Source organism: Thiohalobacter sp. (assembly GCF_027000115.1).
GTDB lineage: Bacteria > Pseudomonadota > Gammaproteobacteria > Thiohalobacterales > Thiohalobacteraceae > JALTON01.
The window spans coordinates 46093-67171 of record NZ_JALTON010000013.1 but is presented as its reverse complement, the minus strand read 5'-3'; the positions used below and the strand labels follow the sequence as shown (position 1 = coordinate 67171).

Below are 21079 nucleotides of genomic sequence, written 5' to 3'. Positions count from 1 at the left end.
CATATTGGGTTGCCGGGTTAATACCACGCTTCCCGCGCCACATCGAATCGACGGAAACCTGCCATGGACAAGAAGCTGCTGGACATCCTCGCCTGTCCCATCTGCAAGGGGCCGCTGGTCTATCGCCAGGCCGAGCAGGAACTGGTGTGCAAGGTCGATCGCCTGGCCTTTCCCATCCGTGACGGCATCCCGGTGATGCTGGAGGAGGAGGCGCGCGAGCTGCCCGCCGAGGAAGAGGTCGAATAGCGTCCCCGTGACCGCGTTCAAGGTCGTCATCCCCGCCCGCTACGCTTCCTCGCGCCTGCCGGGCAAGCCGCTGGCGGACATCGCCGGGCGTCCCATGATCGAGCATGTTTACCGCCGTGCCGAGGCTAGCGGCGCCGAAACGGTGCTGGTCGCGACCGACGATGCCCGGGTGCTGGCGGCGGTCGAGGCCTTCGGTGGCCGCGCCCTCCTGACCCGTGCCGACCATCACTCCGGCACCGACCGTCTGGCGGAGGTGGTGGCGGCCGAGGACTGGCCGGACGAGACGCTGGTGGTCAACCTCCAGGGCGACGAGCCGCTGATGCCGCCGGCGCTGCTACGGCACGTGGCCGAGGACCTGGCGGCCCATCCCGATGCCGGTATCGCCACCCTCTGCTTTCCCATCACCGAGGCCGCGGAGTTCTTCGACCCGCATCGGGTCAAGGTGGTGCGCGATCGCGCCGGCTATGCGCTCTACTTCAGCCGCGCGCCCGTTCCCTTTGACCGCGACGAGTTCGTCACCGAAAGCCCGCAGCTGCCGGCCGGCGTGCCGCACCTCGGCCACATCGGGCTGTATGCCTACCGCGCCGGCTACCTGCGCGGCTACCGCGACTGGCCGCCGGCGCCCATCGAGCAGAGCGAGATGCTGGAACAGTTGCGCGCGCTCTGGATGGGCACCCGCATCCATGTCGCCGACGCGCCCGAACTGCCGGGTCCCGGCGTGGACACGCCCGCGGACCTGGAACGGGTCGCCCGCCTGCTGGCCGGCTGAATCCGGACAGGCCGGAGGCGCCGCTCAGGCCGATTCGATCAGGCGTCGGAGCAGGCCGAACTGGGGGGTGGGGCGGCCGTCCTCGTCGGTCAGCGGAATGGTGAGGGTGCGCGGGACGCGGCGGGTGGCGTCGCCGTACTGATTGGCCTGGATGGTGCGCTCGTCGCCCGTGCACTCGACCACCAGCGCGCCCTGGTCCTCGAGCAGTTCCACGATGCGACAGACACGGCCCTCGTAGGCGACCTCGCGGCCGATCCAGCGGCGCATTTCCTCGGTGGTAGGCAGGTTGTCGGGCATTTCCGGTCCCTGAGCGGGTTGCAGCCTGCCATGTTGGTTCAGCCGGGGGTTCATGGCAAGGCCGAGCCCGGGCCGGTCGGGCCACCTTCCTTGCATTTGCATCAAATCATGACTACTTTATGCATATGCATGACAGGAGAGGAAGATGGGCGCCCTGAGTCACCCGACCATCGACGAGGCCGCCGTTCTCGGCCAGGCCGTGCTCAAGGCTGGGCGCGAGCTGGGTCTGACCCAGCAGGACGTCAAGGCCATCATCGGCAAGGACCCGACCACCATCCGCCGCAAGGGTCTCGATCCCCACGGCAAGTCGGGCGAGCTGGCGCTGCTGCTGATCCGGGTCTACCGCAGTTTGTACGCACTGGTGGGCGGTGACCGAGAGCAGATGCGGCACTGGCTGCATACCCGCAACATCGACACCGGCGGTGTGCCCGCCGAGCAGATGCGGCAGGTGCAGGGGCTGGGTGAAGTGGTCGCTTATCTGGACGCCCTGCGGGGCCGTCCGTGAGCGACATCTGGGCGGCCTGCGCCGACGAGGCCTGTATCCGCGAACTGTCCGGTACCCTGCTGCGCATGGTGGAGAGCCAGGAGCAGGTGGCAACCCTGAACCTGGTCGACTCCCTTGCCGAGCAGGCCGTTCTGGAGTCCCTGATCGAATCCGCCAAGCCGCCGTTGCCGGAAGGGGCTCGCAACCTGCACTGGCTGCTGGCGACACCCTTCCGCTATCCGCCGCTCCCCCATGGCTCCCGCTTCGGCCGCCGGCACGAGCCGGCCCTGTTCTATGCCGCCCTGTCGCGCGAGACGCTGCTGCACGAATGCGCCTATTACCGCTTCGTATTCCGGACCGGCATGGCCGAGCCGCCGCCGGCGCTCCTGCATTCCCAGCACACCCTGTTCCAGGCGCGCTACGGCAGCGCGCAGGGCGTGCAATTGCACAAGCCCCCCTTCGACGCCTTTGGTGATGCCTTGCGCAGTCCTACCGACTATGGTCCGACCCAGGCGCTGGGGCAGGCCATGCGCCGGGCGGGCGTGGTCCTGTTCGAGTATGCCTCGGCCCGCGATCCCGCCGGCGGCACCAACGTCGCGCTGTTTGCGCCCGAGGGCCTGCGCTCGCGGCGACCGACCCGGCAGCAGGCCTGGCTGTGCGAGACCGGTGACGAGCAGGTAAGCTTCTGGGCCAAGGGAGAGGACAGGGCCTGGCAGTTTCCGCGCGCCCTGTTCGAGGTCGATGGCCGGCTGCCGCGGCCGGCCGCCTGAAAGCGGAGCCCGGCATGGCACTGAGCGAATTCGAGCAGGCGCGCATCGAACGGTTGATGCGCGACTATCTGGAGCGGCATCGGCCGCCGCCGCATCTGCGCGATCAGGTGGACCTCGGCTACCGGTTGAAGGACCAGACGCTTGATCTGTTCGAGATCCGTGCCGATTGGCAGGACCCGAAACGGCGGCTGGAAACGCCGGTGGCCCGCGCACGTTACGTCAAGTCACGGGGTCGCTGGCGTGTGTACTGGCGGCGATCCAACGGGCGCTGGGAAACCTACGAGCCGATGCCGGAAGTGGACAACCTGGAGGCCTTTCTGGCGCTGGTCAAGGATGATCCGTACGGATGCTTCTTCGGCTGACAGCCGCGGCCGGATGCAGCACAGCGGACTCCGCGATGTTCATCTCCCCGGGCCGGATCAGTCCAGACCGTGCCGCCGGCGAATGTCGGCGAGCAGGCCGGCCGCTGCCTGTTCGATCATGTCCAGCACCCGTTCGAAGCCCTGGCGGCCGCCGTAGTAGGGGTCGGGGACATCGGTTTCGCCGTAGTCCGGGGCAAAGTTCATGAACAGGTGCAAACGTGCCTCGTAGTCGGGATGGCAGAGGGCGCGCAGGTCCTCGAGGTTGCTCTGGTCCATGGCGACGACATAGTGGAACTCGAGAAAATCGGATTCCGCCACCCGGCGTGCGCGCTGGTGAGCCAGCTCCACGCCGCGGTTGCGGGCGGCCTCCTGCGCGCGCGGGTCCGGCGGCTCGCCGACGTGATAGGCATGGGTGCCGGCGGAGTCCACCTCGATGCGGTCCGCCAGTCCTTCGCGTTCCAACAATGCCTCGAACACGCCCTGGGCCGTGGGCGAACGGCAGATGTTGCCCATGCAGACAAAGAGTACGCGGATCTTTTCGTTGCTCATGACACGCCCTTCATGGTCATGTTTCCGTTTCGTCGTGCCTCGGCACGTTCAGTCCTCGCCGCTGGCCGAGCGTGGCGTCGCCGGCTTGTCCGCGGCAGCCGGTGCGGCGGCCGGCGATTCGATCGCCTTGGGTGCGGCGGGCGTCTCGGTCTTGTGCGGTTCGGGCTTCGGTGCCTCGGCAGCGGGGGCTGCCTGTTTCCTCGCGTCAGGCTTCGCTGCCTCGGGCCTGGCAGTGTCCGCCTTTGGCGTATCGGTCTTCGGCATGTCCGAGGAACCGGTCGACGACCCAGCAGGCGCGGGCCTGTCAGCGCCGGTTGCGGCGCCGGACTTCGGTTCGGAATCGGTGCGGCTTTCCTGACGATTGCCGTTGCCGCCGGCCTCGGCGGACCTGGCCCGACTGGAGCGACGCCGGCCACCGCGGCGGCCGCGGCGGGAGCGGCTGCGCGACGAACCCTCGCCCTCGGCGGCGGGCTTCGCTTCCGGTGCCGGCCGGCTCTCGGTCTCGGCGGCCGGCGTTGCCTGGTCCTGTTTCTCCTTGCGCGGTGTTTCCTTGCGGGCTTCACCGGCCTCCTTGTCCGAGCCGCGGTGGTTCTCAGTGCCGCCGCGCTTGCGGCCGCCGCGGCTGCGACGCTGGCCGCTGCGCTCGGAACGGCCGCCGCGATCGGAGCGCGTGCCCCGGCTGCGCGCGGGCTTCTTCGGCTCCGTTTTTTCCTCCTCCACCTCGGGGGTGCCGAATAGGCTGGCCCACAGGCGGCGGATGAGGCCGGGCTGGGCCTGGCTGGCGGCGGCCGGCGCGGGGTTCTGGGCGGGCGCCGGTGCCGGCGCCGCAGGCGCGACCATCTTCACTGCCGGCTGCTCCGGCCGGGGCGCCGGCTTGACCAGTTCGGCGGCCTCGTCCCCGGTCTCCTCATCCTCGAACAACGCGTAGCTGGAGGTGTCGGCGATCTCGCCGACCTCGTCGATGCGGAAGCGGCGGATGTCGTAGGCCGGGGTTTCCAGGGACGGCGTGGGAATCAGCATCACGCCGACCCTGTACCGGGTCTCGAGCTCGTAGAGCGGCTTGCGCTTCTCGTTGAGCAGGAAGGTGGCGACATCGACCGGCACGCGCGCGACCACCCGCGCCGTCTTGTCCTTCATGGCGTTCTCTTCGATGATGCGCAGCACCGACAATGCCAGCGACTCCACGCCACGGACCGTGCCCTGGCCGTTGCAGCGCGGGCAGACGATCTGGCTGGACTCGCCCAGCGAGGGGCGCAGGCGCTGGCGCGACATCTCCAGCAGGCCGAAGCGCGAGATGCGCCCGACCTGGACCCGGGCGCGGTCCATCTTCAGCGCCTCGCGCAGCCGGTTCTCGACCTCGCGCTGGTTGCGGCTGGGAGTCATGTCGATGAAGTCGATGACGATCAGGCCGCCCAGGTCGCGGATGCGTAGCTGGCGGGCGATCTCGTCGGCGGCCTCGAGGTTGGTGTTGAGCGCCGTTTCCTCGATGTCCGCGCCCTTGGTGGCGCGCGCCGAGTTGATATCGATCGACAGCATGGCCTCGGTGTGGTCGATGACGATGGAACCGCCGGAGGGCAGGGTGACCTCGCGCTGGAAGGCGGATTCGATCTGGCTCTCGATCTGGTAGCGCGAGAACAGGGGCACCTTGTCGTCGTAGCGCTTGAGCTTGTGCAGGTTGTGGGGCATGACCTGCTCCATGAACTCGCGCGCGCGCTGGTAGGTGGCCGCGTCGTCGATCAGGATCTCGCCGATGTCGGAGCGCAGGTAATCGCGCAGCGCCCGGATGATGACGTTGCTTTCCTGATAGATGAGGAAAGGCGCGGGGCGGGACTCGGCGGCCTTCTCGATCGAACTCCAGAGTTGCAGCAGGTAGTCGAGGTCCCACTGCAGTTCCTCGATGGCGCGGCCGACGCCGGCGGTGCGCACGATCAAGCCCATGCCGTCGGGGATGTTGAGATTGGCTATCGCGTCGCGCACCAGGTCGCGGTCCTCGCCCTCGATGCGGCGAGAAACGCCGCCGGCGCGGGGGTTGTTGGGCATAAGCACCAGGTAGCGGCCGGCGAGGCTGATGAAGGTGGTCAGCGCCGCGCCCTTCTGGCCGCGCTCCTCCTTCTCCACCTGCACCACCAGCTCCTGGCCCTCGCGCACGGCATCGGCGATGTTGACGCGGCCGGACTGCTTGCGCGCGGCTTCGGAGAAATAGCTGCGGGCGATTTCCTTCAGCGGCAGAAAGCCGTGGCGTTCGGCGCCGTAATCGACAAAGGCAGCCTCGAGGCTGGGCTCGACGCGGGTGATCTTGCCTTTATAGATGTTGGACTTTTTCTGCTCCCGGGCGGGAACCTCGATGTCGAGATCGTAGAGTTTCTGGCCATCGACCATGGCCACGCGCAACTCCTCGGGCTGAGTTGCGTTGATCAGCATTCTTTTCATGTGTGGAATCTCGCCGGCGCTCGTCGGGCATCCGCGCAGCAGCGCCGGCAAACGGTCGTGCGGCCAGTCCCGTGCGCACCGCGCCCAGCAGACTGCCGAGCAGGTACAGAAGGGCCAGGCCGCTGAATCCGGTTGCGACTGCCTGGTATGCGGATGCTGTCATTGGAGCGTCCATCAGTTTTCGGGAAAAAGCGTCTAACGGCTCTGTGAGCCGGTCGGCCGGGATATCGGCATCGAGCGGGATGCAAGGGCCGGAGGAGGTTGTTGCCGCAGGCCGCGAGGCTGCGCTGATCCGCCGGTCGGTCACTCTGGCTCGATGGTTCGAAAGCGCCTGGCCCGGTCTGGCAGGCCGCTGACAGCGTGGGCTGGCGTGGCATGCCGGTTGACCGTAATGGCCCTGCCGAGGACACCGGCAGGACCGCCGATTCGCTGCGCGATGCTCGCGGGCCAATCGGGGAAATCCGGTCGCCAATATAACAATCTAGTGCCGTCAGTTCAATTGCTTAGGGAGTTCCCGCCGGCGGTCGGGCGGCCTGCTGGTATGATGCGCGCCATGAAGGCCACCGCCCCCGGACCCGCCCCCGGCGTACGCACGGTCGAGATCGACCCCGAACGCGCCGGTCAGCGGGTGGACAACTACCTGATGCGCGAGCTCAAGAGCGTGCCGCGCGCCTGGGTCTACCGGGTGCTGCGCAAGGGTGAGGTGCGGGTCAACGGCCGCCGCATCAAGCCGGACTACCGGCTGGCCGCGGGGGACCGGCTGCGGATTCCGCCGGTAAGGGTCCGCGCCGGGGGAGCGGCGGCGCGGCCGGCGGCCTGGCTGGAGGAGCGCATCCTGTACGAGGATCGGGATCTGCTGGTGCTCGACAAGCCCTCGGGCATGGCCGTGCACGGTGGCTCCGGGGTTTCCCAGGGGGTTATAGAGGCCCTCCGGGCGACCCGGAAAGACGCCCGGTTTCTGGAGCTTGTTCATAGGCTTGACAGGGAAACTTCAGGCTGTCTCCTGATTGCCGGGCGGCGCAGTGCGCTGCGCCGGCTGCATGAACTTCTGCGCCGGGGCGCGGTCGAGAAGCGGTACCTGGCGCTGGTGGCCGGCGACTGGCGCGAGCCGCGCTGGATCGATGCCCCGCTGCGGAAGAACACGCTCAGGGGCGGCGAGCGCGTGGTGCGGGTGAGCGAGGCGGGCAAGGCGGCACGGACCCGGTTCGAGCCCCTGACCCGCTTTGGGGAAGCGACCCTGGTGGAGGCGGTACTGGACACCGGCCGTACACACCAGATCCGGGTGCACGCCGCCCATGCCGGCCACCCGCTGGCCGGCGACCCGCGCTATGGCGACGAGGCTTTCAACCGGCGCATGCGGGCACTGGGCCTGCGGCGCCTGTTCCTGCATGCGCACCGGCTGGCCTTCAGTTCCGGCGAGGACCGGCCGCCGGTGGATGTGAGCGCACCGCTGCCGGAGGATCTGGCGGCGGTGCTGGACCGGCTCGGGGACGGCGCCGGTTCATGAAGTTGTCATCCGGCACGGCCAAGCTGCCACCGGGGTCGAATCAATGGGAGCCTGAAAGGGACATGGAACTGGATGTTGAACTGATCGTTTTCGACTGGGATGGCACGCTGATGGACTCGGTGGAGCAGATCGTCACCACCATGCAGGCCGCGATCGCCGATCTCGAACTGGCGCCGCGTGACGCCGAGGCCATCCGCAATATCATCGGGCTGGGGCTGCGCGAGGCCGTTGCCGCGCTCTATCCCGGCGAGGGTGATGCGCTGGTGCAGGCGCTGGCCGGGCGTTACCGCGAGCACTGGCTGGCCAATGCGGACCACTCGCGGCTGTTTCCGGGGGTGGTCGAGACCCTCGGTCTGCTTCGCGACGAGGGCTTCCGGCTGGCCGTGGCCACGGGCAAGGGGCGTAGCGGGCTGGACAAGGCGCTGGAAGCGACCGGTCTGAAGCCGCTGTTCGATGCCACCCGTTGCGCCGACGAAACCCGGTCCAAGCCGCATCCGCAGATGCTGCTGGAGATCATGGACGAGCTGTCGGCGGCACCCGAACGCACCCTGATGATCGGGGACACCGAATATGACATGCTGATGGCGCGGCAGGCCGGGACCCATCCGGTGGCCGTGAGCTATGGCGTGCACCCGCCGGAGCGGCTGCGGACACATGAGCCGCTGACCTGCCTGGACCGGATCACCGAGTTGGGCGACTGGCTGGCGGAATGCGCCTGCGGGAATGCCGTGGCAACCGCTGCAACGAGGGGCCTTGCATGAAGGAATCCGAATGGACGTCCAACCCGCCGGTGGAGGACAGCGGGGGCGGAGATCCCACGGCCAAGCCCGGCTGGGAACGTGATCTGCTGAAACGGCTGGCGTTCGAATCCTTGCGCGAGCAGCGTCGGGCGCGGCGCTGGGGCATCCTGTTCAAGGTCCTGCTGTTCGTCTACCTGTTCGCCATCCTGTTCCTGGCCCGGCTTCCGGCCTCGGATGGCATCGTGCATGGCGAGCATACCGCGCTGGTGGATCTCGAGGGCATCATCGCCCCCAACGCCGATGCCAACGCCGACAATGTGGTGGCCGGGCTGCGCGCGGCCTTCGAGGCCGCCAAGTCGAAGGCGGTGGTGCTGCGCATCAACAGCCCCGGCGGCAGCCCGGTGCAGGCCGGCTACATCAATGACGAGATCCGCCGCCTGCGCAAGCAATACCCGGACAAGCCGCTGTACGTGGTGGTGGCGGATGTCTGTGCCTCGGGCGGCTATTACGTCGCTGCCGCGGCCGACCGCATCTTTGTCAACAAGGCGAGCCTGGTCGGCTCCATCGGCGTGCGCATGGACGGCTTCGGTTTCGTCGAGCTGATGAAGAAGCTGGGCGTGGAACGCCGCCTGCTCACCGCCGGCGAGAACAAGGGGCTGCTCGATCCCTTCCTGCCGCAGAAGGAAGAGGAGGTCGCCCACGTCAAGGGCCTGCTGGACGACATTCACCGCCAGTTCATCGAGGTGGTGAAGACCGGTCGCGGTGATCGGCTGAAGGATGATCCGAAGCTGTTCTCGGGGCTCATCTGGACCGGCGAGCAGAGCATCGCGCTGGGGCTGGCCGACGACTACGGCAGCGTGGGCAGCGTGGCCCGGGACGTGGTTGGCGCCGAGGACATTGTCGATTACACACCGCGCCCCGATTTCTTCGAGCGTTTCAGTCGCGGCGTCGGTGTGGCTCTCGGTCAGGCCCTGGCCCGGCTGGCCAGCGAGGCGCCGGCGCTGCGTTGAGCGCTGACGTTCCCGGCGCGAGCCCGGGCGCCGGACTCAGGGGACCTGCACCCCCGCGTCCCGCAGGAAACTCACCAGCCGTATCAGCGGCAGACCGATGAGGGCGTTGGGGTCGTCGCCCTGGATGGCCTCGAACAGGGCGATGCCCAGCCCCTCGGACTTGAAGCTGCCGGCGCAGTTGTAGGGCTGTTCCCGTTGCAGATAACGTTCCAGCGTGGCGTCGTCCAGTATCCGGAAACGCACCCGGGTATCGACCACGTCCAGCCGGCAGTCGCCATTGCGGGTATCGAGCAGGCACAGGCCGGTGTGGAAGGTGACGCTGCGGCCGGAGAGGCGGCGCAACTGTTCCAGCGCGCGCGCATGGCTGCCGGGCTTGCCGAGGATGGTTTGATCGATGACCGCCACCTGGTCGGAGCCGATCACCAATGCGTCGCTGCGTTCGCCGGCGCCGGCCCGGGCCTTGGCCTCGGACAGCCGGCGCACCAGTGCCGCGGGTGATTCGTCCGGCCGGGCGGTTTCGTCAACCTCGGGACTGACGCACTCGAAGGCCAGGCCGAGGCGTTCCAGCAACTCGCGCCGGTAGGGCGAGGTGGAGGCCAGCACCAGCGGCGGCGTGGCGCTCATTCGGCGACCTCGATCTCGATCAGGGTCTCGTCGGGGTTGACGGTGTCGCCCTTGGCTACATGGACCGCCTTCACCCTGCCGGACACCGGTGCCTGGATCTCGGTTTCCATCTTCATGGCCTCGGCGACCAGCACCGGATCACCCGCCTTGACGCTGTCGCCCTCGACGACCAGTACTTCCACCACGGTGCCGGGCATGGAGGTGGTCACGTCGCCGGGTCCGCTGGCGCGTGGGCGGCGGCTGCCCCTGGGACGAGGTGTTCCGCCCGATTCGCCTTCCTCCTCGACTTCCTCCAGTGATTCGACCAGGATCTCCTCGGGCACGCCATCGACGGTGAGATAGAAGGGCCGCTTGTCCTGGTGCCGATGACCGGCGCCGGTGACGCGGATGTGATAGGTGTCGCCATGGAGGGTGACGTTGAACTCGGTGGGCCGGCCCAGCGGCTCGCTCTCGCCGGGTGGCGGTTCCAGCGGCTCGGGTCGCAGGGTGCCGGCGTTGCGCTGCGCCAGGAATTCGCGGCCGACCTCCGGGAACATGGCCACCGTCAGCACGTCCTCCTCGCTGCGCGCCAGCTCGCCGACGTTCTCGCGCAGCTGTTCCATTTCCGGAGGCAGCAGGTCTGCCGGACGCACGTCGATGACATCGGCATTGCCGATGGCCTGCTGGCGTACCAGCGAATTGACCTCGCCCGGCGCCCGGCCATAGCGGCCCTGGAGGTAGAGCTTCACCTCGTTGGTGATGGTCTGGTAGCGCTGGCCGGTGAGCACGTTCATCACCGCCTGGGTGCCGACGATCTGCGAGGTGGGCGTGACCAGCGGCGGGTAGCCCAGGTCCTCGCGCACGCGCGGAATCTCCTCCAGTACCTCGTTCATGCGCCCCAGCTCCCCCTGCTCGCGGAGCTGGTTGTAGAGGTTGGAGATCATGCCGCCCGGTACCTGGTAGATCTGCACCCGGGTGTCGAGGCCGGTGAACTCGCTCTCGAACGGGCGATACTTGCGGCGCACCTCGCGGAAATAGAAACCGATCTCCTGCAGCCGGTGGAGGTCCAGGCCGGTGTCGTATTCGGTGCCGGCAAGGGCCGCGACCATGCTTTCGGTGGGCGGGTGGCTGGCACCGCCGGCAAAGGCCGAGATGGCGGTGTCGATGTGCCGGCAGCCGTTTTCGATGGCCTTCAGGTGGCACATCTCGGCCACGCCGGCGGTGGCGTGCATGTGCAGATGTACGGGAATGGAGACGGATCCGGTCAGGCGCGCGAACAGTTCTCCGGTGACCATCGGCGTCAGCAGGCCGGCCATGTCCTTGACTGCAATGCTGTCGCAGCCCATATCCTCCAGCTCGCGGGCCATGGCTGCGAACTGCTCGATGCCGTGCACCGGGCTGGTGGTGTAGCAGAGGGTGCCCTGGGCATGCTTGCCGGTCTGGCGGACGGCGCGGATGGCGGTCTCCAGGTTGCGGGTGTCGTTGAGGGCGTCGAAGATGCGGAACACGTCGATGCCGTCCGCTGCTGCGCGTTCGACGAAGGCCTCGACCACGTCATCGGAGTAGTGGCGGTAGCCGAGCAGGTTCTGCCCCCGCAGCAGCATCTGCAGGCGGGTGTTGGGCAGGGCCTCGCGCAGGGCGCGCAGCCGTTCCCAGGGATCTTCCTTCAGGAACCGGATGCAGGCGTCGAAGGTCGCGCCGCCCCAGACTTCCAGCGACCAGTAGCCGACCCGGTCCAGCTTGTCGCAGATCGGCAGCATGTCCTCGGTGCGCATGCGGGTGGCGATCAGCGACTGGTGGCCATCGCGCAGCACGACATCGGTGATATGGACCTGGCTCATGTCGGTCTCCGGTGAGGCATGGTGTCAGAAGCCGCAATGGGCCGCGATCGCAGCGGCCATCACGGCAGCCAGTTCGCGGGTGGGGCGGCTGGTGGTGTATTCGGTGAGTTCGGGATGATCCTCGACGAAGCCGGTATCGAAACGGCCGGCGCGGAAGTCGGGGGTCTTGAGGATCTCCAGATAGTAGGGAATCGTGGTCTTCACCCCGTACACGCCGATGTCGATCAGCGCACGGTTGGCGCGCTGGATCAGTTCCTCCCAGGTCAGGGCCCAGACCGTGAGCTTGGCGCACATGGAGTCGTAGTAGGGCGGAATGACGTAGCCGGTATAGATGGCGGCGTCGGTACGCACCCCGGGGCCGCCGGGAGCGAAGTAGCGGGTGATGCGTCCGAAGCTGGGCAGGAAATCGTTCTTCGGATCCTCGGCGTTGATGCGGAATTCCATGGCATAGCCGCGACGTTCGATGTCGGACTGGGCGAAGCGCAGCGGTTCGCCGGCGGCAATGCGGATCTGTTCCTGCACGACGTCCACGCCGGTGATGACCTCGGTGACCGGGTGTTCCACCTGCAGCCGGGTGTTCATTTCCATGAAGTAGAACTCGTCGTCGGGCGTCATCAGGAATTCCACCGTGCCCGCATTCTCGTAGCCGACTGCGCGGGCGGCCTTGACCGCGTAGTCGCCGATGAGTGCACGCTGGGCATCGTCGAGCTGCGGGGAAGGCGCGATCTCGACCAGTTTCTGGTGACGGCGCTGGATGGAGCAGTCGCGCTCGAACAGGTGGATGACATTGCCGTGGCTGTCACCGAGGATCTGCACCTCGATGTGGCGCGGCCGGTCGATGCACTTTTCGATGAAGACGTCGGCGCTGCCGAAGGCCTTGGTGGCCTCGGAAATGACGCGATCGTAGTTGCGCCGCAGTTCCTCGGGGGTGCCGCAACGGCGGATGCCGCGGCCGCCACCGCCGGAGGTGGCCTTGAGCATGACCGGGTAGCCGATCTCGTCGGCCAGCGCCAGCGCCTCGTCCAGATTGCGAAGATTGCCCTCGCTGCCGGGAACGACGGGCACACCGGCGGCCTGCATGGCGCGGCGGGCCTCGGTCTTGTCGCCCATGCGCCGGATGACCTCCGGGGAGGGACCGATGAAACGGATGCCGCGCCGCTGGCAGATCTCGGCCAGTTCGGGATTCTCGGAGAGGAAGCCGTAGCCGGGATGCAGGGCATCGCAGCCGGTGGCCAGCGCCAGGTTGACGATACGGTGGGCGTTCAGGTAGCCGGCCACGGAGTCCGGACCGATACCGTAGGCTTCGTCGGCCTTGCGGACATGCAGGGCATGACGGTCGGCGTCGGTGAAAATAGCCACGGAGCGGATGCCCATTTCGCGGCAGGCCCGCACGATGCGTACCGCGATCTCGCCGCGGTTGGCAATAAGGATCTTTCTTATCAACGGATTATCCCCGGCCTCGGTGGTGCGGGCAGGCTGCCGGCGGGTGGTGCGGGACGGCCCCCGAGCCTCGCCTGACTGTTTACGGAATAGCTTCCGGCTTGTCAACCGGATCAGGCACCTGCACAAGCCCCCGCGAAATCCCAATTCCTGTTTTGACACAAAAGGTTGGGCGGGATATGATGCGCCGCTTATGCAGCACCGATTGCCGGATCGCGTCGATCCCCACGCGCTGGCGCGCGGGGAACGGACGCTGGCCGGGGCCGTGCCGGTCGCGGCCCTGGAGCGCCTGCGGCCATTGCTGGCCGCGCGCGAGGGCGAACTGGACGTCGAGCTCCACTTTGGCCAGGACGACAGTGGTCGGGCGCTGGTGACCGGCCATGTCACCGGTGCCGTCACGCTGACCTGCGAGCGTTGTCTGGGTGAGCTGCAACAGACGCTGGATCTGCGTCTCCGGCTCGGGCTGGTGGACAGCGAGGCCCGGGTGGCCGAGGTGCCGGCAGAGTCGGAACCGCTGGTGGTGGCGCAGGGCGACCGTATCGCGCCGGCGGATCTGGTCGAGGACGAGATCCTGCTGTCGCTGCCCATGTTTCCCATGCATGCCGAGCCCTGCTCGGCGCTGGGCGAGGGCCGGCAGGCACCGGGTGCGGAAGAACAGGATCGGCAGCGCGAAAATCCCTTCGCGGTGCTGGCGCAGTTGAAGAGCAATCAGGAACAGGAGTGATCTGTCATGGCAGTTCAGCAGAACCGGAAGACCCCGTCGAAGCGCGGCATGCGGCGCTCGCACGACGCCCTCAAGTCGCGCGCGCTGTCCATCGAGCCGACCACGGGCGAGACGCACCTGCGTCACCACATCAGCCCTGACGGCTATTACCGCGGTCGCAAGGTCGTCAGCCGCGACGAGGACTGACGGCGACAACCGTGGTACGCGGCGCGCGGCACCCGCAGCGGGGTCGCGCGCCGCGTCCGTTTTGGCGCCACGACGGCGCTGACCTGACGTGATGGAGACGGCGCTCGACAATGGCTGATCGCGTAGTCATCTCAGTCGATGCCATGGGTGGCGATCTGGGGCTCCAGGCCACGGTGCCCGGCGCCCTGCGCGCGCTCGACGCCCGGCCGGAACTGGACCTGGTACTGGTCGGCGATGAAACGTTGGTCCGAGAGGCAATCGAACGATCGGGCGGCCTGGTACACCTGGAGGCGGGACGACTGCGTGTGCAGCACGCATCCCAGGTCGTCGCAATGGACGATCTGCCCTCGCGCGCGCTGCGCATGAAGAAGGATTCCTCGATGCGCGTGGCCATCAACCTGGTCAAGCAGGGCGAGGCGCAGGCCTGCGTGAGTGCCGGCAATACCGGCGCGCTCATGGCCACTGCGCGCTATGTGCTCAAGACCCTGCCGGGCATCGACCGCCCGGCCATTCTCACCGCCATCCCCTCCATAAAGGGCCATACCCGGGTGCTGGACCTCGGTGCCAATGTCGACAGCAGTGCCGAGCATCTGTTCCAGTTCGCGGTCATGGGCTCGGTACTGGCCTCCGCGGTCGACGGCCTCCAAGCGCCGCGCGTCGGCCTGCTCAACATTGGCGAGGAAGAAATCAAGGGCAACGATCAGGTCAAGGAGGCCAATCGCCTGCTCGCCGCCAGCTCGCTCAACTATATCGGTTATGTCGAGGGCGACGATGTCTTCAGTGGCGAGGTCGACGTGGTGGTCTGCGACGGTTTCGTCGGCAATGTCTCGCTCAAGACCATGGAGGGAGTGGCGAAGATGATCGCGCATTTCATGAAGGAAGAGTTCACCCGCAATCCCCTGACCCGGCTGGCCGGGCTGATCGCGCTACCGGTGTTGCGCGCCTTCCGGCGCCGGGTCGATCCGCGGCGCTACAATGGCGCCAGCCTGCTGGGGCTGCGGGGGATCGTGATCAAGAGTCATGGCGGCGCCGATGGCCTGGCCCTGGCCAATGCCATCGATGTCGCCATTGATGAAGTCCACCTGGCGGTTCCACAAAGGATAGATCATCAGCTGGAAGCGCTGCTCACTGAAAGGCAGGCCGTGTGACTTATTCGCGTATCACGGGAACGGGTGGCTATCTGCCCGAAAAGGTCCTTACCAATCACGACCTCGAACAGATGGTCGATACCAGCGACGAGTGGATCCGGAGCCGCACCGGCATCGAGAAGCGCCACATTGCCGCCGACGACCAGACCACCTGCGATCTGGCCGAGATCGCAGCGCGACGGGCAATGGAAGCCGCCGGCAAGGGTCCGGCAGACATCGACCTCATCATCGTCGCCACCACCACGCCCGACCGTATCTTTCCCAGCACCGCCTGTCTGGTGCAGCAGCGGCTGGACATCCATGGCTGCGCGGCCTTCGACGTGCAGGCCGTGTGCACCGGTTTCGTGTACGCGCTCGGTGTGGCCGACAAGTTCATTCGCTCGGGTTCCACGCGTTGCGCACTGGTGATCGGCGCTGAAACGCTGTCACGCATCGTCGACTGGACCGACCGCAGCACTTGCGTATTGTTCGGCGACGGGGCCGGCGCGGTGATCCTCGAGGCGAGCGAGGAACCGGGTATCCTGTCCACCCACCTGCATGCCGATGGCAGCTACGAGAATCTGCTCACCGTGCCGGCCGGGGTTTCATCCGGCTACGACCGGCTGCGTGGTGGCGAGGCCTACATCGAGATGAAGGGCAACGAGGTGTTCAAGATGGCCGTGAACACCCTCGGTCGCATCGTCGACGAGACGCTGGCGGCGAATCGTCTGAAGCAGTCAGACATCGACTGGCTGGTGCCGCATCAGGCCAATATCCGCATCATCAACGCAACTGCCAAAAAGCTCAAGATGCCGACCGAGCGGGTGGTCATCACTGTCGATCAGCAGGGCAATACCTCGGCTGCCTCGGTGCCGCTGGCGCTGGATACCGCAGTGCGCGATGGCCGTATCCAGCGTGGGGAAACGGTGCTGATGGAGGCCTTCGGGGGTGGCTTTACCTGGGGTTCGGTGTTGATGAAGTTTTGAGCATGAGGCGTGAGGCGTGAGATGCGAGATGGAGAGAGGGTGGTGCTGGATAGCGGCAGAGGAACCCGGAACACGCCTGGTGCCATGAATGTGGTTCTGCGCCTCACCCGGGAAGGGTAGGTTGGGCAAAGCAAAGCGTGCCCAACAATCGTGCTTGCGACAACCGGCATTCGAGAGAAAACGATGAGCAAGATGGCAACAGTCTTCCCTGGACAGGGTTCACAGAGTGTGGGCATGCTGGCGGCCTTGGCCGAGGCCTGGCCGCAGGTGCAGGAGACCTTCGCCGAGGCCAGCGAGGTGCTCGGCGAGGACCTGTGGGCACTGGTGCAGCAGGGTCCGGCCGAGGCGCTGAACCGCACCGACCGTACGCAGCCGGCGATGCTGGCGGCGGGGGTGGCTGTGTGGCGGGTGTGGCAGGCGGCCGGCGGTCCGATGCCGGTGGCGATGGCCGGTCACAGCCTGGGCGAGTACAGCGCACTGGTCGCGGCCGACACCCTGCCGTTTGCCGATGCGGTAAAGGTCGTCGAGGCGCGGGCTCGCGCCATGCAGGAAGCGGTCCCCGAAGGCACGGGCGCCATGGCCGCCATCCTGGGCCTGGACGACGATCAGGTACGCGCCCTGTGCGAGGCCGAGGCGCAGGGACAGGTGCTGGAGCCGGTGAACTTCAACTCGCCCGGCCAGGTGGTCATCGCGGGCCATGCCGAGGCAGTGGCGCGCGCGACCGCGGCGGCGAAGGCTGCCGGGGCAAGGCGCGCACTGGTATTGCCGGTCAGCGTACCTTCGCACTGTACGCTGATGGCGCCGGCGGCCGAACGCCTGGCCGAGGTGCTGGCGGGCGTGAAGATCATCAAGCCCCGAATCCCGGTGCTGCACAACGTGGATGTCGCCACCCACGACGACCCGGACGGCATCCGCGAGGCGCTGAGGCTGCAGCTACACAGCCCGGTGCGCTGGGTGGAGACCATCCGCGCGCTGGCCGCCGGCGGCGCGAGCACGGTGATCGAACTGGGGCCGGGCAAGGTGCTCACCGGCCTCAACAAGCGCATCGACCGGCAGTTGCAGGCATTGGCGGTGGAGGATCCCGATTCCCTGGCCGCTGCGCTGCAGGCCGACTGAACTCACTGCATCGATCCAGCGGGAGAGCGAAGCCATGTCACTGGACAACGAAATTGCACTGGTCACCGGCGCCAGCCGCGGCATCGGCCGCGCGATTGCGCTGGAGCTGGGCGCCCGCGGGGCGACCGTGATCGGCACCGCCACCACCGAGGCCGGCGCCCAGGCCATCGATGCCGCCCTTGCCGAGGCCGGGGTCAAGGGGGCGGGCAAGGTTCTGAACGTAACGGACCCCGACAGCATCGACGCACTCACGAAGGCGATCGCCGGGGAATTCGGTGCGCCGAGTATCCTCGTCAACAACGCCGGCATCACCCGCGACAACCTGCTCATGCGCATGAAGGACGAGGAGTGGGACGCGGTTATCGACACCAACCTGAATTCGGTGTTCCGCCTGAGCAAGGCCTGCCTGCGCGCCATGATGAAGGCACGCCACGGACGCATCATCAATATCGCCTCGGTGGTCGGTGCCACCGGCAATCCGGGCCAGACCAACTATGCGGCCGCAAAGGCGGGCATGATCGGTTTCGCCAAGTCGCTGGCCCGCGAGGTCGGATCCCGCGGGATCACGGTCAACACGGTCGCGCCCGGTTTCATCGACACCGACATGACCCGTGCGCTGTCCGAGGAACAGCGTGCCGCGCTGCTGGACAACATTCCGCTCGGCCGCTTGGGTGCGGCCGAGGACATCGCGCGCGCCGTGGCCTTCCTGGCTTCGCCGGACGCGGCCTACATCACCGGCGAGACGCTGCACGTCAACGGTGGCATGCACATGGCCTGAACGGCCGCATGTGAACGGTTCGAGGTTATCGGGTTATCAGGTTGAAATGAAGGAAGATATTCAGCCGTGACGGCTATGGGAAGGCAGCCGCAATGGATGCGTCCCGCGACTGGCACGGCGCCAGCCTTTTCAATACAATACCGCCGCGGCTCCTGCGGCCGGAATCTTGGAGGATTTTTTTGTCATGAGTAATGTCGAAGAACGCGTCAAGAAGATCGTTGTCGAACAGCTCGGCGTGAAGGAAGACGAAGTCACCAACCAGGCCTCTTTCGTGGACGATCTCGGCGCCGATTCCCTGGATACCGTGGAACTGGTCATGGCCCTCGAGGAAGAATTCGAGTGCGAGATTCCGGACGAAGAGGCCGAAAAGATCACCACCGTCCAGCAGGCGATCGACTACATCAACGCAAACCTGGGCTGACAGGCCCGGGCAGCGGGAAAGACCCACGCCGCAACCACGTCAGTGGTCGCGGCATTTTCTTTGCCTGAAGCAGCAGAAGGGATACCGGCTTGTCCAAACGACGCGTCGTCATCACCGGCATGGGGATCGTCTCGCCCGTCGGTCTGAACCTCAAGGAAGCCTGGGACAACATTCTCGCGGGGCACAGCGGTATCCGGCCCATCGACCGCTTCGATGTCTCGGAGTTCAGCGTGCGTTTTGGCGGCACCATTGAAGGCTTCGACGTGACCGAGTACATGTCGAGCAAGGATGCCCGAAAGATGGATCCCTTCATCCATTACGGCATCGCCGCCGGCAAGCAGGCCATCGCCGATTCCGGCTTCGAGGTGACCGAGGCCAATGCCGGGCGCATCGGCGTGGCCATCGGCTCCGGGATCGGTGGCCTGCACACCATCGAGGAGAACCATGCCAACCTGTTGGCCAGGGGGCCGCGCAAGATCTCGCCCTTCTTCGTGCCTTCGTCGATCATCAACATGATCTCGGGCAACCTTTCCATCATGGAGGGGTTCAAGGGCCCGAACATCGCCATCGTCACTGCCTGCACCACGGGCACCCACAACATTGGCCAGGCTGCGCGCTTCATCGCTTATGGCGATGCCGACATCATGGTGGCCGGTGGCGCGGAAATGGCCAGTACGCCCCTGGGTCTGGGCGGCTTCGCGGCAGCGCGAGCACTGTCCACCCGCAACGACGATCCGCAGGGCGCCAGCCGTCCCTTCGACAAGGAGCGTGACGGCTTCGTGCTCGGAGACGGTGCCGGCGTTGTGGTGCTGGAGGAATACGAGCACGCAAAGGCCCGTGGTGCCAACATCTATGCCGAGGTGCTCGGCTACGGCATGAGCGGTGACGCCCATCACATGACCCAGCCCGCGGAGGGCGGGGAGGGCGCGTACCGCTGCATGCTGAACGCGCTTCACGACGCCGGCCTGAATCCCGAGGACGTGGACTACATCAATGCCCACGGCACCTCCACCCCGGCCGGGGACAAGGCCGAGACGGAGGCTGTGAAGGCAGCCTTCGGCGAGCATGCCCATCGGCTGGCGATGAGTTCCACCAAGTCCATGACCGGCCATCTGCTCGGCGCGGCCGGCGGCATCGAGGCCGTGTTCAGCGCGCTGGCCATCCGTGATCAGGTGGCGCCGCCGACCATCAACTACCGGACGCCGGACCCGGACTGCGATCTCGACTATGTACCCAACGAGGCGCGGCCGATGAAGATCGACGTGGCCCTGTCGAACTCCTTCGGCTTCGGCGGCACCAACGGCACCCTGGTACTGCGCCGTCCGGAGTGATCCGGCGGGGCGCCGCTGTCGGCATGGCGCATTCCCCACAGCCACTGATCGAACCCATTGCCGAGCTGGACCCCGCACGGGTCCAGGCGGCCTTTCCCGGCCGCTATCCGCATCTGCTCGACAGTGCCTCCGGCGGCCCCCAGGGGCGTTTCGATATCCTGATGGCTTGCCCCGAGGGTCGCATCGAGCAGCGCGCCGGCGACCGCAGCGACTTTCTCGCCCGACTCGATGCCGCCTGGCAGGGCGAGCGTCTGCCGGGATCGGACAGTGGGCTGCCCTTCCTCGGCGGCTGGTTCCTGTTCCTGGGGTACGAGCTGGCGGCCGAGATCGAACCGGTGCTCGACATCCCCATGCCGGCAGCCGGCGAGCTGGTCGCCTTCGCCGAGCGCTGCCCCGCGGCGCTGATACGGGACCGCGCGCAAGGACGCTGCTGGCTGGTGGCCGAGCCCGGTCGGTCCGACTGCCTGGAGGCCCTGCGTGCCGACGTCGAGGCGGCTCGTGGGCTCGAACCTCCGTGCGAACTGCCCGAGGTGCGGCTGGCAGAAGAACCGCCCGAGCGCTATCTCGAGGCCGTGGCACGCGCACTCGACTACATCCGCGACGGTGACATCTTCCAGGCCAACCTGTCGCGGCTGTGGGAGGGAGCCTGTCCGCGCGAGGCGGCGATTGCGCTGTACCGGTCCCTGCGCCGGCACAATCCCGGCCCCTTCAACGGCCTCAGCCTGCATCCCGAGCGGGCCGTCGTCAGTTCCTCGCCGGAGCGGCTGGTGCGGGTGCGTCAGGGAGAGATCAGCACCCGGCCGATTGCCGGCACCCGCCCGCGCGGCGCGGATTCCGCTGGCGATGCCCGGCTGTCTCGCGAGCTGCTGGCGCATCCCAAGGAGCGCGCCGAGCACGTCATGCTCATCGACCTGGAACGCAACGATTTGGGGCGGGTGAGCGAGTACGGCAGCGTGGCGGTCGACGAGTTGATGGTGCTGGAGCACTATGCCCATGTGCATCACATCGTCTCCAACGTGCGCGGCCGACTGCGACCGGAGGTCACGCCGGGCGGGGTGATCCGCGCCCTGTTTCCCGGCGGTACCATTACCGGCTGTCCCAAGGTGCGCTGCATGCAGATCATCGGCGAACTGGAGGGCGTGCCTCGCCGGGCCTATACCGGTTCAATGGGTTATCTCAACCGCGACGGCAGCCTGGACCTGAACATCCTGATTCGTACCCTGGAGCTGGCCGACGGACGGCTGACACTGCGCGCCGGTGCCGGCATCGTTGCCGACTCCCTGCCCGAGCGGGAACTGGAAGAGACCCGTGCCAAGGCGCGGGGTTTATTGCTCGCGCTGGGTATGAACGAGGCACAATGAA

Annotated in this window: 23 protein-coding genes; 17 read left to right on the top strand and 6 right to left on the bottom strand. The window is 67.1% G+C overall.

Features of this window, described 5'->3' with window-relative positions; genetic code table 11:
• Positions 1-63 precede the first annotated feature (63 nt).
• Positions 64-246 carry a Trm112 family protein gene (locus MVF76_RS01695; RefSeq protein WP_297527035.1) on the top strand — a complete coding sequence of 61 codons (183 nt, stop codon included), beginning with the start codon at positions 64-66 and terminating at the stop codon, positions 244-246.
• A gap of 7 nt (positions 247-253) precedes the next feature.
• Positions 254-1015 carry a 3-deoxy-manno-octulosonate cytidylyltransferase gene (kdsB, locus tag MVF76_RS01690; protein ID WP_297527033.1) on the top strand — a complete coding sequence of 254 codons (762 nt, stop codon included), beginning with the start codon at positions 254-256 and terminating at the stop codon, positions 1013-1015.
• Positions 1016-1039: 24 nt separating this feature from the next.
• Here the strand turns inward: kdsB and MVF76_RS01685 are convergent, their stop codons facing one another.
• The gene (locus tag MVF76_RS01685; RefSeq protein ID WP_297527031.1) at positions 1040-1312 is read right to left on the bottom strand and encodes a hypothetical protein; all 273 of its coding nucleotides are present in this window, start codon (positions 1310-1312) and stop codon (positions 1040-1042) included.
• Positions 1313-1457: 145 nt separating this feature from the next.
• Here MVF76_RS01685 and MVF76_RS01680 point away from each other — a divergent pair, with 145 nt between their 5' ends.
• The 3 genes from MVF76_RS01680 to MVF76_RS01670 all read left to right on the top strand — a co-directional run bounded on the left by MVF76_RS01680 (position 1458) and on the right by MVF76_RS01670 (position 2928).
• Entirely contained in the window at positions 1458-1817 is a 360-nt protein-coding gene (locus MVF76_RS01680) for an MbcA/ParS/Xre antitoxin family protein (RefSeq protein ID WP_297527029.1), read from the top strand.
• Between the two features lie 65 nt (positions 1818-1882).
• Entirely contained in the window at positions 1883-2566 is a 684-nt protein-coding gene (locus MVF76_RS01675) for an RES family NAD+ phosphorylase (RefSeq protein ID WP_411293534.1), read from the top strand.
• Positions 2567-2580: 14 nt separating this feature from the next.
• Positions 2581-2928, top strand: coding sequence for a DUF3024 domain-containing protein (locus MVF76_RS01670; RefSeq protein WP_297527025.1), 348 nt, complete (start codon positions 2581-2583; stop codon positions 2926-2928).
• Between the two features lie 57 nt (positions 2929-2985).
• Here MVF76_RS01670 and MVF76_RS01665 read toward each other — a convergent pair whose 3' ends face one another.
• Positions 2986-3477: a low molecular weight protein-tyrosine-phosphatase gene (locus MVF76_RS01665; RefSeq protein ID WP_297527023.1), complete on the bottom strand. Its 492-nt coding sequence runs from the start codon at positions 3475-3477 to the stop codon at positions 2986-2988.
• A gap of 48 nt (positions 3478-3525) precedes the next feature.
• Entirely contained in the window at positions 3526-5907 is a 2382-nt protein-coding gene (gene rne / locus MVF76_RS01660; protein WP_317622914.1) for a ribonuclease E, read from the bottom strand.
• Between the two features lie 553 nt (positions 5908-6460).
• On the opposite strand from rne, the gene rluC reads away from it, so the two are divergent.
• The 3 genes from rluC to MVF76_RS01645 all read left to right on the top strand — a co-directional run bounded on the left by rluC (position 6461) and on the right by MVF76_RS01645 (position 9164).
• On the top strand, positions 6461-7414 hold the full coding sequence (gene rluC, locus MVF76_RS01655; RefSeq protein WP_297527021.1) for a 23S rRNA pseudouridine(955/2504/2580) synthase RluC: 954 nt from the start codon (positions 6461-6463) through the stop codon (positions 7412-7414).
• 62 nt (positions 7415-7476) lie between these two features.
• Complete coding sequence (locus MVF76_RS01650; RefSeq protein WP_297527019.1) at positions 7477-8175, top strand: HAD family hydrolase; 699 nt, start codon at positions 7477-7479, stop codon at positions 8173-8175.
• Complete coding sequence (locus tag MVF76_RS01645) at positions 8172-9164, top strand: S49 family peptidase (RefSeq protein WP_297527017.1); 993 nt, start codon at positions 8172-8174, stop codon at positions 9162-9164. The genes MVF76_RS01650 and MVF76_RS01645 overlap by 4 nt, the downstream gene beginning before the upstream one ends.
• A gap of 36 nt (positions 9165-9200) precedes the next feature.
• Here the strand turns inward: MVF76_RS01645 and MVF76_RS01640 are convergent, their stop codons facing one another.
• Genes MVF76_RS01640 through MVF76_RS01630 form a run of 3 tightly spaced genes read right to left on the bottom strand, consistent with a single transcriptional unit; the run spans position 9201 to position 13051 of the window.
• Positions 9201-9788, bottom strand: coding sequence for a Maf family protein (locus tag MVF76_RS01640; RefSeq protein ID WP_297527015.1), 588 nt, complete (start codon positions 9786-9788; stop codon positions 9201-9203).
• The gene (oadA, locus tag MVF76_RS01635) at positions 9785-11608 is read right to left on the bottom strand and encodes a sodium-extruding oxaloacetate decarboxylase subunit alpha (protein WP_297527013.1); all 1824 of its coding nucleotides are present in this window, start codon (positions 11606-11608) and stop codon (positions 9785-9787) included. Before oadA ends, MVF76_RS01640 begins: the two co-directional genes overlap by 4 nt.
• 24 nt (positions 11609-11632) lie before the next feature.
• Positions 11633-13051, bottom strand: coding sequence for an acetyl-CoA carboxylase biotin carboxylase subunit (locus MVF76_RS01630; protein ID WP_297527012.1), 1419 nt, complete (start codon positions 13049-13051; stop codon positions 11633-11635).
• A gap of 190 nt (positions 13052-13241) precedes the next feature.
• On the opposite strand from MVF76_RS01630, the gene MVF76_RS01625 reads away from it, so the two are divergent.
• From MVF76_RS01625 to MVF76_RS01585, 9 genes are all read left to right on the top strand, one after another.
• A complete protein-coding gene (locus MVF76_RS01625) occupies positions 13242-13772 on the top strand; it encodes a YceD family protein (RefSeq protein ID WP_297527010.1) in 531 nt (176 codons plus the stop codon).
• 6 nt (positions 13773-13778) lie between these two features.
• Entirely contained in the window at positions 13779-13958 is a 180-nt protein-coding gene (rpmF, locus tag MVF76_RS01620) for a 50S ribosomal protein L32 (protein WP_297527008.1), read from the top strand.
• Positions 13959-14068: 110 nt separating this feature from the next.
• Positions 14069-15106 (top strand): phosphate acyltransferase PlsX, encoded by a 1038-nt coding sequence (gene plsX / locus MVF76_RS01615; protein WP_297527006.1) that lies wholly within the window; start codon positions 14069-14071, stop codon positions 15104-15106.
• Positions 15103-16071, top strand: coding sequence for a beta-ketoacyl-ACP synthase III (locus MVF76_RS01610; protein WP_297527004.1), 969 nt, complete (start codon positions 15103-15105; stop codon positions 16069-16071). The genes plsX and MVF76_RS01610 overlap by 4 nt, the downstream gene beginning before the upstream one ends.
• A gap of 183 nt (positions 16072-16254) precedes the next feature.
• Positions 16255-17187, top strand: a complete 933-nt coding sequence (gene fabD / locus MVF76_RS01605; RefSeq protein ID WP_297527002.1) for an ACP S-malonyltransferase — start codon at positions 16255-16257, stop codon at positions 17185-17187.
• A 34-nt stretch (positions 17188-17221) separates the two neighbouring features.
• Positions 17222-17965 (top strand): 3-oxoacyl-ACP reductase FabG, encoded by a 744-nt coding sequence (fabG, locus tag MVF76_RS01600; RefSeq protein WP_297527000.1) that lies wholly within the window; start codon positions 17222-17224, stop codon positions 17963-17965.
• Between the two features lie 184 nt (positions 17966-18149).
• Positions 18150-18386: an acyl carrier protein gene (gene acpP, locus MVF76_RS01595; protein WP_297526998.1), complete on the top strand. Its 237-nt coding sequence runs from the start codon at positions 18150-18152 to the stop codon at positions 18384-18386.
• Between the two features lie 89 nt (positions 18387-18475).
• Positions 18476-19717 (top strand): beta-ketoacyl-ACP synthase II, encoded by a 1242-nt coding sequence (gene fabF, locus MVF76_RS01590; protein WP_297526996.1) that lies wholly within the window; start codon positions 18476-18478, stop codon positions 19715-19717.
• 23 nt (positions 19718-19740) lie between these two features.
• On the top strand, positions 19741-21078 hold the full coding sequence (locus MVF76_RS01585) for an aminodeoxychorismate synthase component I (RefSeq protein WP_297526994.1): 1338 nt from the start codon (positions 19741-19743) through the stop codon (positions 21076-21078).
• Position 21079 lies beyond the last annotated feature (1 nt).

Excerpts from the sequence above, each read along its gene's own strand:
- MVF76_RS01650 (WP_297527019.1), top strand. The coding sequence starts at position 7,477 with ATGGAACTGGATGTTGAACTGATCGTTTTCGACTGGGATGGCACGCTG.
- rluC (WP_297527021.1), top strand. The coding sequence starts at position 6,461 with ATGAAGGCCACCGCCCCCGGACCCGCCCCCGGCGTACGCACGGTCGAG.
- MVF76_RS01665 (WP_297527023.1), bottom strand. The coding sequence starts at position 3,477 with ATGAGCAACGAAAAGATCCGCGTACTCTTTGTCTGCATGGGCAACATC.
- MVF76_RS01675 (WP_411293534.1), top strand. The coding sequence starts at position 1,883 with ATGGTGGAGAGCCAGGAGCAGGTGGCAACCCTGAACCTGGTCGACTCC.
- MVF76_RS01695 (WP_297527035.1), top strand. The coding sequence starts at position 64 with ATGGACAAGAAGCTGCTGGACATCCTCGCCTGTCCCATCTGCAAGGGG.
- MVF76_RS01670 (WP_297527025.1), top strand. The coding sequence starts at position 2,581 with ATGGCACTGAGCGAATTCGAGCAGGCGCGCATCGAACGGTTGATGCGC.
- acpP (WP_297526998.1), top strand. The coding sequence starts at position 18,150 with ATGAGTAATGTCGAAGAACGCGTCAAGAAGATCGTTGTCGAACAGCTC.
- fabD (WP_297527002.1), top strand. The coding sequence starts at position 16,255 with ATGAGCAAGATGGCAACAGTCTTCCCTGGACAGGGTTCACAGAGTGTG.
- MVF76_RS01685 (WP_297527031.1), bottom strand. The coding sequence starts at position 1,312 with ATGCCCGACAACCTGCCTACCACCGAGGAAATGCGCCGCTGGATCGGC.
- fabG (WP_297527000.1), top strand. The coding sequence starts at position 17,222 with ATGTCACTGGACAACGAAATTGCACTGGTCACCGGCGCCAGCCGCGGC.
- MVF76_RS01625 (WP_297527010.1), top strand. The coding sequence starts at position 13,242 with ATGCAGCACCGATTGCCGGATCGCGTCGATCCCCACGCGCTGGCGCGC.
- MVF76_RS01645 (WP_297527017.1), top strand. The coding sequence starts at position 8,172 with ATGAAGGAATCCGAATGGACGTCCAACCCGCCGGTGGAGGACAGCGGG.
- plsX (WP_297527006.1), top strand. The coding sequence starts at position 14,069 with ATGGCTGATCGCGTAGTCATCTCAGTCGATGCCATGGGTGGCGATCTG.
- MVF76_RS01640 (WP_297527015.1), bottom strand. The coding sequence starts at position 9,788 with ATGAGCGCCACGCCGCCGCTGGTGCTGGCCTCCACCTCGCCCTACCGG.
- MVF76_RS01585 (WP_297526994.1), top strand. The coding sequence starts at position 19,741 with ATGGCGCATTCCCCACAGCCACTGATCGAACCCATTGCCGAGCTGGAC.
- MVF76_RS01680 (WP_297527029.1), top strand. The coding sequence starts at position 1,458 with ATGGGCGCCCTGAGTCACCCGACCATCGACGAGGCCGCCGTTCTCGGC.
- rpmF (WP_297527008.1), top strand. The coding sequence starts at position 13,779 with ATGGCAGTTCAGCAGAACCGGAAGACCCCGTCGAAGCGCGGCATGCGG.
- oadA (WP_297527013.1), bottom strand. The coding sequence starts at position 11,608 with ATGAGCCAGGTCCATATCACCGATGTCGTGCTGCGCGATGGCCACCAG.
- rne (WP_317622914.1), bottom strand. The coding sequence starts at position 5,907 with ATGAAAAGAATGCTGATCAACGCAACTCAGCCCGAGGAGTTGCGCGTG.